This window comes from Sporosarcina ureae, assembly GCF_029267015.1.
GTDB classification, from domain to species: Bacteria; Bacillota; Bacilli; order Bacillales_A; family Planococcaceae; genus Sporosarcina; species Sporosarcina ureae_D.
Genome location: NZ_JARIEA010000049.1, coordinates 1 through 14752 on the forward strand (window position 1 = coordinate 1; position 14752 = coordinate 14752).

7 protein-coding genes are annotated in these 14752 nt (G+C 36.1%); 5 read left to right on the forward strand and 2 right to left on the reverse strand.

All coding sequences use genetic code 11. The annotated features are described in order from the left end of the window. The 3 genes from Q7P97_RS07955 to Q7P97_RS07965 form a co-directional block, all read left to right on the forward strand. Nucleotides 1-1776, forward strand: a 1776-nt coding sequence (locus tag Q7P97_RS07955; RefSeq protein WP_303968690.1) for a DEAD/DEAH box helicase, incomplete at its 5' end; no start/stop codon positions are given. A gap of 245 nt (nucleotides 1777-2021) precedes the next feature. Next, entirely contained in the window at nucleotides 2022-4064 is a 2043-nt protein-coding gene (locus tag Q7P97_RS07960) for a hypothetical protein (protein ID WP_303968691.1), read from the forward strand. 23 nt (nucleotides 4065-4087) lie between these two features. Next, nucleotides 4088-6496, forward strand: coding sequence for an RCC1 domain-containing protein (locus Q7P97_RS07965; protein WP_303968692.1), 2409 nt, complete (start codon nucleotides 4088-4090; stop codon nucleotides 6494-6496). 53 nt (nucleotides 6497-6549) lie between these two features. Here Q7P97_RS07965 and Q7P97_RS07970 read toward each other — a convergent pair whose 3' ends face one another. Both Q7P97_RS07970 and Q7P97_RS07975 read right to left on the reverse strand, forming a co-directional pair. Next, the gene (locus tag Q7P97_RS07970) at nucleotides 6550-10350 is read right to left on the reverse strand and encodes an immunoglobulin-like domain-containing protein (RefSeq protein ID WP_303968693.1); all 3801 of its coding nucleotides are present in this window, start codon (nucleotides 10348-10350) and stop codon (nucleotides 6550-6552) included. 21 nt (nucleotides 10351-10371) lie between these two features. Then, nucleotides 10372-10971: an Ig-like domain-containing domain gene (locus tag Q7P97_RS07975; protein WP_303968694.1), complete on the reverse strand. Its 600-nt coding sequence runs from the start codon at nucleotides 10969-10971 to the stop codon at nucleotides 10372-10374. Nucleotides 10972-11067: 96 nt separating this feature from the next. Here Q7P97_RS07975 and Q7P97_RS07980 point away from each other — a divergent pair, with 96 nt between their 5' ends. Together Q7P97_RS07980 and Q7P97_RS07985 are read left to right on the forward strand one after the other, a co-directional pair. Further along, entirely contained in the window at nucleotides 11068-13935 is a 2868-nt protein-coding gene (locus Q7P97_RS07980; protein WP_303968695.1) for a VWA domain-containing protein, read from the forward strand. A gap of 16 nt (nucleotides 13936-13951) precedes the next feature. Beyond that, a complete protein-coding gene (locus Q7P97_RS07985; protein ID WP_303968696.1) occupies nucleotides 13952-14746 on the forward strand; it encodes an Ig-like domain-containing protein in 795 nt (264 codons plus the stop codon). The last annotated feature ends 6 nt before the right edge of the window (nucleotides 14747-14752 follow it).

Here is a 14752-nt window from a genome sequence, read left to right on the forward strand (position 1 = left end):
GGACCGGATCTCGGCATTCTAGTTCTCGAAGTGAAAGACTATACGAAAAACACGTTGTATCAGCTGGATCGTGATGAATGGACGTTGATTAATTCGAACGGTGAACAAGTTAAAACGAAGAGTCCGCAGAAACAAGCGAGGGAGAATGCTTTTCTATTAGTAGATCTTTTGAAGAAAGATGGGAATCTTGTACAAACTGAGGGCAAGTATCAATCACAGTTGAAGTTTCCGTACGGTTTTGGAACAGTTTTCACGCGTCTTCATCAGAAAGATTTTCTTGAACTCGGTCTGTATGGCGTCATCGAACCTCACCTTTCGCTAACACGGGATGAAATGGATCCAGAACATGAGGCATTCACAGAAGAGAATTTAATGGAAAAGATCGCGGAAATGTTTGTCGTTCCGTATCGATTGCGTGAACCGCTCGGTAAAGATGATATTGATGCGATACGTTATCATTTGTTTCCAGAAGTGCGAATTAGCGCTGAATTCAAGCAGCCTTCTCCCCATCAAGACCAATTATTACTGTCGCTACATGACATTAAGACGATGGACTTGCATCAGGAAAATATGGCTAAGCAAATTGGTGACAAGAATAGGTTGATCCGTGGTGTGGCGGGAAGCGGTAAGACATTGATTCTAGCTAGTCGTGCAAAGTTGCTTTCGAGAGAGCATCCTGACTGGAAGATACTCATTCTTTGTTACAATATTTCATTGGCTCAAAATATTGAACACATGGTGCGCCATATGATGAATGAGCCTGATTCGCTGTTCGACTTTGACTTCACAAAAGAAGACACCCACACAAAAACAGCCAAGCATTTGATTCAAGTCCGGAATTTCCATAGCTGGTTGCGTAATGACTTGCGTATATCAGAAGCTACTATTCCTATGATGCTTGAGAAGTTAAAACAAGGCGAAGCGATCTTGCCGAAGTACGATGCCATCATGATTGATGAAGGACAAGATTTCGACGCGGACTGGTTCAAACTGGTCAGCGAATTATTAAATCCTGATACCAAATCATTACTTCTTGTAGAAGACCGTGCGCAGTCCATTTATAAGCGAGGACGTTCGTATTTACAAGACACGGGTCTCGACTTTAGAGGGCGCTCCAAAGTTTTGAGTATTAATTATCGCAACACTGCACAGATCGTGTCGTTCGCATGGGCTTTCTATCAGCAACACTCTGTGTTAAAAAATAAAGTTGTCAGTAAAGAGTTCGAAGGCGATATCATTGCCCCACAAAGCACACGCAGGAAAGGCTATGAACCTGCAATTGTACGCGTCGATAGTTTTAGGCGAGAAGCTGTGATCGTCGCCAAGCAAATTGCCAAACTACATCGTGAGCGGAAATTGCCTTTATCTGAAATAATGATTCTGTACCGAGTCAAACGGTTTTCGGGGCTAGACTATATCGCGCTGTTAAAAAACGCATTAGAGCAAGAAGACATACCGTACTATTGGATCGCAGAAAACAGTGACTCGAAACGTAATTTTGATATCGATCACGAAAGCGTCAAAATTAGTACGATCGAAAGCAGTAAGGGCTTAGACTTTCAGGCAGTGTTTATCGTCAGCGCGAATAATATTCCATTTGCCTTGGAAGAAGATATCGAGCGTGAAGCTTCGCTACTATATATAGGTATGACACGCGCGAAGGAGTATTTGTGTATTTCCTATTCGGGGGAATCAGAGTTTACTGCGTACTTTGATAAAGTGTTGGAGGAACGGAAGAAAGAGGAAGAGCCCGATGTTCTCGATCAATCGAAATAAGTAAAGCATCCCACATCAAATGAAGATGATGGGATGTATTTGCTGTGTAGATTTATATTTGTATACATAAAATAGCCCAAAAGGAATGGTTCTGTTTTCTTAACAAAAGGCTAATATTGCCGATAAATTGAAGAGGAGACTTTATAGTATATGGCCATGTGAAAAGATTGAAATAGCGAGTATGTTTAATGCATGAGGCTATTTTATTGGTACACCAAATTTATCGAGCGGGGGAGAATAAGTAGATGAAACAATTAATGAAAGTAGCGCTTATGCTAGTGCTATTAGTGAGTGTGCTGGGAGCTGGGTTGAAGGCCGATGCAGCAGTGAAGCCGGGAACTCCGGAGAAGGTTGAGAAGAAGCCTTATGAGTATGAGTTTGTTGTGGATGATAGTGCAATATACAATGGATTTACTGGTGCTAAGAATATGCTAATAAAATTTGAAAAAGCTGTCACAGTTGATGATAGTCTAATTGAATCTAACATATCTGTATATCAAATAATATCAGATACTGAGAAAAATAAAATGAATATATTTAATGATGCTAAATTAAGTAATGATAAAAAAGAATTAACATTATCTTTCAAAAATCTTGAATTTCTTGATACTACAAAAAGTATGAAATTCAAACTAGTCATAGACAAAGCTGCAAAATTATATTTTGATCAGCTAACAGACTATGAATTTCCATTTGAATTTTATGATTTAACACCTGGGTTTCAATCCACTTTTGTTAATAGTAAAAATGCTGAATTAATTAATAACAATATTTTCAAAAATAATGAAACACGTAATATAATAATTCAAGTTCCACCTATTTATATTACAAAGATTGAGACCATTCATAGATATAGAGGAGTAACTGAAGAAAGTAAAACAGCACCTAATCTATCGAATATTGACGTGATAGCAGATGAAGCAGCTACACGATTAAAAGTATCATTGGGTGAAAGTGCTGAAGTAGAAAATGATAGAGACTTAAGTAGATCTACCACTGGAATTAATGGGTTTACAATGGGACAAGCAGGTATTAAAGATTTGAATTGTACGGTTAAAGGAGAGAAAGACGAAGGAGACAAAGTTTGTGAATCAGTAGAAAAAGATTCTTTCAAATTAACTGCTCTCAATAAAGATGGTCGTCTGTTAGAAACTAAAAACTTTAGAATGAGGGTAAATGATACGAAGAACGATTTTAAAATTAATGACTATATAACTGCAGATTTAAAATTCTTTGGTAAGCCCGTATCACTTTACGAAATTATGTTATCTCCTACTCTATTAGATAACATCGTTAAAGAAATAGAAGTGAGAGAACTGAATGATTTAGGTGTTGTCTATTCACTAGGGGACACTATTGAAGTTAAGAATTTGGAGCAATTGGAATTAGCATTAGCGAATAAACAATTTAAAACTATTACATTAGCAAACGAAGTTAATGTAAATAGTCTACCTGGCGATACTCTAGAAATCGATCGCGATGTAACAATTAAAGGCAGCAAGATAGAAGGTAATCTAAAGTTAGGAAAAGGAATAGCGGATAGAGTAATTCGTCTCGATGGCGTGACGATTACTGGAGATTTAACAATTGATGTGGGTGCAAAGGGTACGGCTATTGTCAGTAGTTCAACTGTAGATAGTTCTACATACATTGTGAGTGGCGGTTCCAACTCTATTCATTTAAATAATTTTATATCTACTAGTGGTATGGTTCTAGATAATACAACTCCTCTAAGAATTGTAAATACAAATTCTACAGAAGAACTATCAATAATTTTGCAAAGCAATGAAAAGGTTAAATTAGAGGGACAATTCGGTGCACTTACAGTAGAAGCTGGTAATGGTGCTATGGAAATACAGAATAATTCTGTTGTTAATAAGATAACTGTTAAAGAGAGTAAAAAGCTAACACTCACTAGACCAATTGGACAATTAGAAGCTGAAGTAGTTTTACAAGGGATAGGTCAAGAAAAAGGTAAACTAGATGAAATTATAATTAATCAACAAGAGAATGGCATGGATGTAGTTCAATATTCAACACATAAACTAATAGTAATCAGTGCAGAGGGTTCTGAACCTTTAGATATTAACAAAACTATTGTTAATTGGAAAGTAGATAATAAAAATGTTTTTGGAGTGAATACTGAAATAGTATTTGAAGATGGGAAGCTGAAATACAAAGGAGACTTAATTGATATTAAAGAGCCTAAAGATATTAACTTATCTGCTGTGGTAATGAATGAAATTCACAAGATAAAGATTCCAGTACAATTAATGTTGCCTAATTAAACTATATAGGAGGTTAGATAGTATTGTTCACTAAAAAATCTAAGTACTATTTATTGGTGACAATTCTCATTGTCTCGATATTTTCTCCTTTTATCCACATTGCAAATGCATACGGGATAGTATCTAATCATGAATCAGTAGTAGATGCTGGAAAAGAGCATCTAATTGTCTTAAGGAACGACGGAAGCGTTTGGTCTTGGGGGGAGAATACATTTGGACAGCTTGGTGGGAATAGTGCTCCACCTACAAGATCTGTTGCTCCTAAAGCGATTCAATTAGAAAATGGTAACCGTTTGTTAAACATTAAAGCGATTGCAGCAGGCGGATATCATAGCGTAGCATTAGATAGTAAAGGTAATGTATGGACATGGGGTAGTAACACATTTAAACAATTAGGTCACTCACCTAAGAATGCAATAAATGAAAATCCAGAGATGATATCTGGTTTAAGCAACATTGTAGCCATTGCAGCGGGGGATTATCATTCCCTGGCTGTGGATGATAATGGCCATGTTTGGTCATGGGGACGTAATAAATATGGTCAAGTTGGTATGAAGCCAGACAAAATGGGGGAAACTATTGTTCCTGAAAGAATAGCATCACTTAATGGAATTATAGCTGTTTCCGCAGGATCAGAACATTCGGTTGCTCTACAAGACAATGGAAACGTATGGACATGGGGTTCAAACGAATATGGACAACTAGGTAATGGAGAAACAACCAATATTAACTTTGAGCCTAAACTAGTTCCAGGTTTAACGAGTATCATGGAAATTAGTGCTGGTAATAATCATACAGTTGCTCTAAAACAAGATCGTACAAGTATGTTTGCATGGGGTTCTAACTCATACGGTCAATTAGGTGATGGCGGAAGAGAAATGAAGTTGCTGCCTGTTCTACTAGAAGGTATTCAAGACATAAAAAATATTGCAGCGGGTGATAATCATACTTCAGTAATCAAGGAAGATGGTTCTGTGTGGGCTTGGGGCAGAAATACATCGGGTATTGCGTCGAGTCGAACAACTCCGATCCGGATTAATGGGTTGGATCAAGCGATTGCAATAGGAAGTGGGGGTTATATTGATAGCTTCATTTTAGCTATTAAATCAGATGGCACAGTATGGCAGTGGGATAGTGCATCATCAGACTCCACTACTAAACTTCCTATCTTCAAGAAGGTATCTGGAATTGAAAATGTTATGAAGCTTGACGAATTTCCGTTTGTTCAAGGGGGTCAAGTGAAGTTTAAATACATCGGTAACAGCTTAACTGAAGATGTAAAACTTAATGGTAGTTTCAATAATAATATTGATTTGCAAATGGAACGTAAAGAAGGAAACGTCTGGGAGTTGCAAGTAGAGTTACAACCTGGTCAATATGAATATGGTTTTCGTGTTAATGGCGAGTGGAAGGTAGATCCGCTTAATAGACGTAAAATGATCGATGACTTTGGTCGAACATTTAGTGTATTGAAGGTAGCTCCATATGTGACTGTTGGTCCGTTAATTGATAACAAAGACGTTACATTTTCGTACAGTAGTTTTGATTTTAACAATCAACTTGAACTGACTGCGAATTCGAAATCAGTTTCTGTCATGGGGAACTTTGGTGAGAATTATCATTGGATAGAAATTCCTATGGTAAAGCAACCAAATAATATTTGGACAGTGACAAGGACTCTAAAACCTAGAGACTATTACTATTCATTTGTCGTTCGAGATAATGATAGTCAGGGATTGGATGAGAAACGTAATGATCCATTAAATTTAGGCTTACAGACAGATGTTTTGACTGGTATTACACGTAACACGTTTACTGTAGCAGAGAATATATTAACAAGAATCCCAGTTGCATCTATTGCTATCAATAAAGGTTCAGATATGGATTTGATTGTAGGTGAACAATCATTATTGACAGCGCGAATTAGTCCATCTAATGCAACGAACCAAAATGTTAATTGGAATTCTAGCAAACCGACAGTGGCGAGTGTGGAAGGTGGAAGAATTACAGCACATTCTGCAGGCGTCACGACTATTACAGTTGCATCTGTAGACGGCGGTAAGATAGCAACGATGACTGTTGCTGTGACACGTCAAGAAGGTGCGGTATCCTATCCACGTGTAGGTTATAAAACAGAAGATGATCGCTTTAATGTTGAACCAACAAAAGCTTGGAAAATTAATCTAAGTCAAGAATTGGATATCAAGACTTTTAATCCTGAATCAGTCTATGTTTTAAACGAATCAGGTGTCCAAATTCCACTAGGTTATCAAGTTTCCAATAAAGGTACAACAATGGAGCTTCGTTTACAAAATGGATATAAGTATGAAAAAGGTGCAAACTACTATTTGTTTATAGAAGATACAGTGAAGTCATCGAATGGCGTTAAATTAAAAAACAAAGTACAAATGAAGTTCCAAATCAAATTATAAATAAGCAATGAAAAAGGAGTCGTCCCAATCAGGGGCGACTCCTTTTTTCGATATTAGTAAATTTTAAAGTTTTGAAGCAAAGATCTTTTCAAAAACTCTTTATTCTTAGTATTACCTTTGAATTGACGGTCAATATGCAGTGTATATTGCTTCCCGCGAGTATATAGATTTTTGGGAACTACAAATATAGTTTTTCCATCATCACTCATTTGCAATTCAGTAGCTACAGTTTGTCCTGTAGCGTCATCTGTAACGTATATAAGACCTGAATAAAGTGCTTCACGATCTACTTTTGCGTTGAAATTGATAGCAAGAACTTTATGGGCTTCATATGCTGGTATGTTTTTGCTCCAGACAACAGATGGCGTTGTTTTAATGGTGCTTATTCTACTAATTTGATTTCCGTTTACTACGACTGCGTATAGTTCGCCAGTGGATGTTGAAATCTTTTCATTAGGCGTATATTTTGTCCAGTTAAGAATCTCTGAAGGCGTAGCTGTAGGTACATAATTATCTCTTAAAGCTAGCCCAGCAGCGGGACGTGCACTACTAGTGAACGAGATATCTTTACTGCTGGTAGTATAGTAAATCGTGCCTGTTGATTCCCGTAAAGCTAACTGCATAGTATAAAATTCGCTACCAGCAGACGTTTCATTAATACGTGGGGCTCCTATATTATCAAATAGAGCATAAGTACCAGGTTCGTTTACTAAACTTGTAGTGGATGTTGATGCCATAGTGCTTGGTAGGGCAACTGAATATCCATCGACCAACTTGGCTAACGTTTTAGTTCCTGTTTTAGGAAGCGTCAGCTCAATGGGCTGCATAAATTTAGCTAGATTACCCCAACTAATGTCATAAGTATCTTTTGCAGGCGTTTGTTTAAGTGTGAAAGTAGAATTAGTAGATTCTATCACATTACTAGAAGGAATATGGGCTTCAATTTTTTTATCTGATGTTACAAATGTTACGCCTTTAATTTTAGCTACTTCCATTTCAGCAGGACTAAGTGAAACATATGGATGAATAAGTGAAAGTTGTCCGTCCATTTCTAAAGGATTACTTTCAATTGTATCATTTTTCGCTATTTTAACAGTGACTATATATATTTTTGTTTTCATTTTGTCCTTACTAGTGACGGTGTATTCAACTGGATTCTTAAAATCTTTCTCTATCAGTTGAGAAGGTGTAACAGATCCAATGCTCTCAATAACAGGTTTTAATTTTAGATTTGTTCCTATAGGCACAGTTACTGTGATCTTGCTCGATTTGTGATCAATTACACTAATCGACTTTTTACCTAAAAATCCAAATGAAGTAATTAATGCATTTGATTTTGCTTCATCAATAACATTAACATTTATCGGTGAAGAAGGTTGGCTTTCTATACCGTTAACAGTTTGTGTTACATAATAGCCAATACCAACAGGGACTTCACTGAATGTAGCAATTCCCAATTCTGTTTTCGAATCGGTAGCAACAAGTTGATCATATGAATTATACAATTTCGCTACAGTAGTCTTAGTTCCAGTGGTAACTCCAACAGGATATCTTATTATAGGCACTGTTATTTTATTGTCTTTTAATGCATTGGCAGACACAATTATTTTTGGTGGCGCAACGGTAATTGTACGGTGTTTATCTACCGCTTTCTTTCCTCTTTTTGGAGCGATTGAACTGTAAGTAATTATATATTCTCCTGGTTGATCAAATAGGCTATCACATTTTGCATCGAGGCAAATTTTTGACTGGGAAGTATTTGGTATACTTATCTTTGCCGAATTTTTCAGATCGTTTTCTAAATAGTCTTTGGATATTATGCCTGGATCAATGAACTTTAATGGAGAACCTTTATAATAAGGTAATTTCTCTGTATCAATCACTAACGATAGTTTTTCTTGACCATTTAAAGTAATATATGGTCTATCAAGATCATTAACTTCGACAGTGTTAGACTTTTCACTTGTCAATGTATTTACGATTTGCTTTACATAATAGCGGCCAGGTCCTAAGTTTTCAAAGACATGGGTTTGCTGATTAGAGCCTAGTGTAAATTCAGTACCAAATGGAGCAAAGTCTCCAAACTGATTTTCCTTGTAGAGTTGAAGCTTAGTAGGTTCGCCACCTATTTCGGAAAAGATATTTTTCACTCCGACTTCTGCCGTAGTTGCGTCACTACCAATTGCTATTACCGGCTTTGGCAAGACTCTAACTGTTCGTGTAATTTGACACTGTTGATCATCTTTGACACAGTTAGGATTTTCTGAATTATCATATACACTGTAAGTTACTAGATAAATACCCGGTCTATCAACATTAACATTACCTTTACCGATTACCTTATGACTGATATCTCCATCTACGTTATCTTTTGCTGTTGCTCCATACTCAATATACGTATCTCCAGCAGTAATGATAATATCATACTTTCCATCTGGGCCAGGATTTAGCACCAATGTAGGTGGTGTTGAGTCCTCCACGTTTGTTCTAAGAGAAGGTTCACTTTCAACACCATTTATTTCTTGAGTTACATAATAGTTCTTACCTACATCTACCATTGGAATTTTATAAGAACCTTCATTTATTTCTTTAGTCACTTTTTTATATGAACTGTTATCTTGATAAAGATTAAGAGTAGCTTTAGGTATAATACCATTGACTTCAATATCCCCTGTAGATCTTTGATTTGGTTCAAGACATTTATCTGAAGAAGCGGGTAAACATTTTGGTGAAGTGTGTATTCCAGTTATAGTTACTACATTCGGAAGTATAATGACATTTCTTACGACAGGTATAGACTTATTGCCTCCGCTGTCTGTTGCAATGTAAGTAATTGTATACTCCCCTGGTGGTTGTTTTTCATTATTTATTGGTATAGTGCTTTTGACATCTACAGTAATGTCAGACGGCTTATCTATATTGTCTTTTACTGTAAAACCAGAATCTACATATAAGTTAGGATAAGTAACTTTTTCATTTGCTTCACCATTAAGAGTTATTACTGGGGCCTCCTCATCAGAGATTATAATCGGTTCATCATTGAAGTCACCTTCTATATTATTTTGAATTTGCCTTACACTATAAGAGCCGGAGCCTAACTCATTAAAAACGTAAGTACCTACTTCAGTCATAGTGCCATTCTTGTGAAACTTTGAATTTTTAAAGAGCTCTAAAGTTGCTCCAACAGCCGCGTTTGATACTTCGATTTCTCCAGAGTTATTATATGCACCACCATTGTTTAATTTTTTAACAATTAATTTTTTAGGGTATATTGTTACAGATTCAGAAAGACCACTTTCAGCATTACGTATTGATTGTGTTAGACGATAGCCATCTGCCACTAGTAAGTCGTCAAATTTCACTTTGTTATCCACGCCAACTACTTTTGGAGGTTTAGAAAAATCTTTTAATGAATCATTATATATTTTTACTATAGCTCCTGGTATTCCATCTTCTATTGAGATAGCTTGAGTACCTTTTGTCGATTTTATAACTTTAAGACTATCAGGTGAAATAGTGTAATTGCTTGATTTAAATTTTATCGTAGGCTCATCACTCGTTTTTGCTTCTAAGTAATATTCCCCAACCGTTAGACTTGAATATGTTTTGATTTTATTTTCTATTGTACTTTTAAATAAATCTCCTACACGCTCGTTATTATCAGTGAAGTGTAAAGTGACTTCTATATCAGCGCTATCCAAAGTTACCATTAATTCTCCGCTACCATTTTTCTGGCTTAGTGTAATAGTTCCTGGAAATTCAGCTTTGGCTAGGACTACTCCAGTAAGTGCAATTGGATTGATTATTGAAAATAGCAACGTCATAATTAAAAAAAATGAAAGCTTTCTTTTCATATTTGCTCCTCCTATTAACCATTATTTAACTTCATAATAATGTGTTTCCAATATTTCTTTTGTTTCATCAAAAACTTGAACCTTCAATAAATCCCCTTTTAACAATCCAATTTGACCTTTAGAAAAAGAAGATAGGTTTCTAATCATATTAATTGTACTGCCTCCATTGATTGAATAAGAAGCAAAGGTTGCTTCAGGTGCTGTAATAGATATATTCGTCAAAAACGGATTTAAGATAGCTTGTATTGTTTTTATATATTGACCCGTAATTTCAAAATCTTGTGTCACATTCTTTTTTAATTCTTTACCGTTATTTGCTAAGAAACTAGCGGGAATAGTTAATGTATATCTTTCACCAAACAAGTATGGTTTTTTTGTTTTTACTATAACTTTGTTCGAATTTGCCGATACAGAGAGTGACAGCTTTTTGTTAACAGAACTGATAGTAATCTGATCTAAGTTAGCAGTTTCATTAGATACATCTTTTGAAAATGTTATTGTCCATGGCTTTGTTGAGTCAGTAATAGGTTTCGTACTCGTTGCATAAGTATTTGGCACAGCAAGACTTGCTGTTAAAAATAAACTCAAACAGCTAGTAAGAGCAAATGTCTTTAATCGCATAGTTAAGTTCTCCTTTATTGAATTGGTTTTAATAGTACAGAAATATCTTTAAAGAGCTAAAAGCTCTATCTTTATTATCGGGAAGGAAGTTAGGAAATGAAGATACATTTGAAAATCACTGCTATGTTTGCGTTATTGTCAATCATCATACTATCCAGCCAAACAATTAAAACGGAAGCGGCTAAGGGTGATGCTAGTCTAAGTTGTGAAATGGAGCGTGGTAGGGATATCATTTTTGTTATTCAAGATACTCCACAAATGCAATTACAAGATTCTAGTCGCGATCGTATTTTAGAATCGACTCGAATGATAGATGAAGCTGGTTCATTAGATCGCTTCGGCATAATAGGATTCAATGAAAATATAACAAAAAACACTTCATTGACTTCGAATAAATATCAAGTGAAAACAAAAATAAATGAATTATCAACTTCATCCACACCAACTGGCGTTGATGCGAGTGTCGCTTTAAATAAAGCGATACAAGAGCTATCAGAAGACAAACCAAATAATGAAAAGCTAATAATTTTTATGACAGTAGACAAATCTATTAATAATGAGAAAATTTATTCGCTTGCCGATATCGCTTATGAAAAAGATATCCAGATACATACGATTAGTTTCGGAGATAAAAAACTTGTAGATTATGAGACCTTAGAGAAAGTATCTGCTATTACTGAAGGGAACTATCACCATTCGCCAAATTATTCTTATTTACGAAACGTGTTGGCAAACTTGAATGTGGAAATTACCAACTTTGCAGGTCGTGAAGTAAGAAGTGATTGGAAGCTGACGCAAGATGTGGTTGAACCTAGGGGTCTTCTTTTACACGAGAATGTATCCATAGATTTAAATGGTTATAGTCTGACAATAAAAGATAATTTACTTATGCTGAATTGTTCTGAGATTCGCGCAGTTAATGGTGCTGTAATTCAAGCCGAAAATGTTACTCAAAAATCAAATTCTACTATTGCATTGAATAATAGCCAACTAAATGTTATTGATACGCTCAAGCAAGATGGATCCATAATTGTAAATGGAGATTACAAGAGAGCAGAAAATCCTGAAATTATGGTAAATGTATTCAATCAAAGAGTTCATGGTTATTTAGATTTAAATGGACAAAAAGCAAAGATTTCATCCGAGATGCTACAAGAAGGTCATGTAGATTTGAAAGGTGGAACATTCCATGCAAATAGCGATTTACAACAGAAAGGTCATTTTAATGTACAGGGAGGAACGCTACAAATAGATGGTAATCTTATAATTAATGGTGGGCCGTTAATTGATGATGCTTATATTGAGAATAAATCGCTTAATGTAGGTGGTGGTTTATTACAAGTAGGATCTAAAGAATTCGTAAAAGAAACAAGCGCAGCAGGTAATGTCAGACAATTGAATGGTCAATTATACATAAATCATGGATCAGTTAAAATTTATGGAGACTATACAATTGTAGATGGGTGGCTTACCATGATTAAAGGTTCTATGGACACATCGACACCGCAGTATGGAGAAGGTGACGGAGATTACGTTTATGTCTATGGTGATTTCTCCACTTCTAGCAAACGTAACCATGCAAGTCGTAAGTACATTCATCTTGGTAAGCCTATGAATGATCAAGGTCATTTAACGGATGGTGTACTGAAAATAGGTGGTACATTTACTCAAACAGGTAATGGAGAAGATGATCTAATATACACAGATCGAATGAATGGCTTCAAAAAAGATTATAGCCGATACAATTTCCACGCTAAGGGTAGACATAAAGTAGTAATGATGAATAAAGAAAGAATTAATATAGAAGGAAAAGGCTTCACTTTTAATTTGCTTGAGCTTCATGGGAAATTACAGGAGTATTCAATGACTGGACCAGTAGCATGGAACAAAGTAAATGAGGTGCCAAAATCGGCCAATTCAACCTTATCTAGCTTATCAATTAACGATAAACAAGTACCAGGATTTACACCTAATACAATGAAGTACTTCAGATTTGAAGTACCTGCAGACAGTTTGCCGACTGGAGGCGCACAAACACTGAAAGTAGATGCTCGTGCCCAAGATCGCAATGCTACCGTTACTGTGTTAAACAGAGTACTAGCATCTGATGGAACAGGTGAAGTAAAAGTACAGGTCACTGCAGTTGATGGTTCGAATTCAGTTTATACAGTTGAGGTTAAGGTAGGTCCAGGATCAGGTGGTAAAGTAACATCAATAGAACTTGATCGAAAAGAAGTTATCTTTATTGAAAAAGAAGGTGGTGGTTATAATCCACTGCAAATCATAATTGGCTATACTGTGTATCCTAAAAACGCAACGAATCAACAAGTCAATTGGACATCTACTAATCCAGATGTAGCGGAAGTTAATGCAAGTGGTATTGTCAAGCCTCTTAGAAAAGGTGAGACAAGTATCGTTGCTACGACTGCTGATGGGGGATTAATTGACTCAGCAAGTGTTCAAGTCTTAGGGCAAAACGATTTACTTCAGGGAATCAAAACGCTTGAAGACTTTGTCGATGATAATGATAGATATGATAAAATAATGAGTGGTCTTTATGATTTGGATAAGCTAGGTATTGTAGTGCCTGGCAATAATATAAAGAGCTTACAATTCACTAAATCTGGGATCTTAACGAGTGGAGTAATTGAAGCAGGTGGTAGAACTGCTCGAATAGAGGTTCTTATAAATGGAATGATACTAGGAACCAATAAACTAAGTAGTAATAAATTCATATTTAATCGTGCATCTATGAAAGTTAGTGACTATGTAGAGATTATTTCGTATGACAGTGCTTCAAACGAACTTGAACGTATTGGAACAACTTATCCAGTAGGCTTCGAAGCTAGTTCTGGAATGAGTCCAGGTTACTATTCGATAAAGTATCTTTTACTTAACAAATTGGAGTTCGATCAAATCCTAGACGAATATTCACCCAAACAACTACGATTCACTGCCAGATGATAAAAGGAGGTAGGGCGTGCACAGGCATGCCCATACATATTTTATGAAAAAAATTAAGTTTCTACTATTATTTAGTATTCTACTACTGCTTATCCCAGTCATTCCGACAGAGGCAGCTGTTAAAAAGACAGCAGTCGGTGTATCTTCTGCATTTGTGGAGAGGACAGGCTCTACAAATTTGACAGTGTTCATCAGTAGTGACGAAAAGATTGCCGGCGGATCATTTGATATTATATACAATCCTGACAATATGCGTATTAGTACAACAGATGTTAAAATGACTGACACGTTATCCGACTACCTGTCTTCAGGTGGAAGTGATGGTGCTGGTAAAATATCGATGTCTTTTGCAAAATCATCAGGCAGTACAATTGATGGAACCATTATGGAAGTAAAAGCTACTGTGCTTACGCCAGGTTCAGGGAAGATCAACGACTTGAAGCTTGAAAAAGTTGAATTGTTTAATGAGCAAGGTAATAAAATCAACGCTCAACTAGTTAATGGACAAGTAAAGCCATTCGATGGAAAAGAGTCTACTTATGGCGATACTGTAGGTGTTAATAAGCCTTGGGTTATTACATTAAGTAAGCCCTACAATCCAGCTACATTGAATGCAAGTGCAGTGAGTGTAAAGCGTGGTAGCACGGCATTTCCAGTTGAAGTAGAAGCGATTAACGATACACAGTTCAGAGTGAAGCCGATTGGCCCCTACCTGAAAACTACTTATACGCTCGAAGTTACAGATCAGTTGCGCTCAGTTAATGGCACAAAATTAAGTCAGCCAGTACGGCTTACGTTTAAGGTGAATTGAGGTGAG

Excerpts from the sequence above, each read along its gene's own strand:
- Q7P97_RS07960 (WP_303968691.1), top strand. The coding sequence starts at position 2,022 with ATGAAACAATTAATGAAAGTAGCGCTTATGCTAGTGCTATTAGTGAGT.
- Q7P97_RS07970 (WP_303968693.1), bottom strand. The coding sequence starts at position 10,350 with ATGAAAAGAAAGCTTTCATTTTTTTTAATTATGACGTTGCTATTTTCA.
- Q7P97_RS07975 (WP_303968694.1), bottom strand. The coding sequence starts at position 10,971 with ATGCGATTAAAGACATTTGCTCTTACTAGCTGTTTGAGTTTATTTTTA.
- Q7P97_RS07980 (WP_303968695.1), top strand. The coding sequence starts at position 11,068 with ATGAAGATACATTTGAAAATCACTGCTATGTTTGCGTTATTGTCAATC.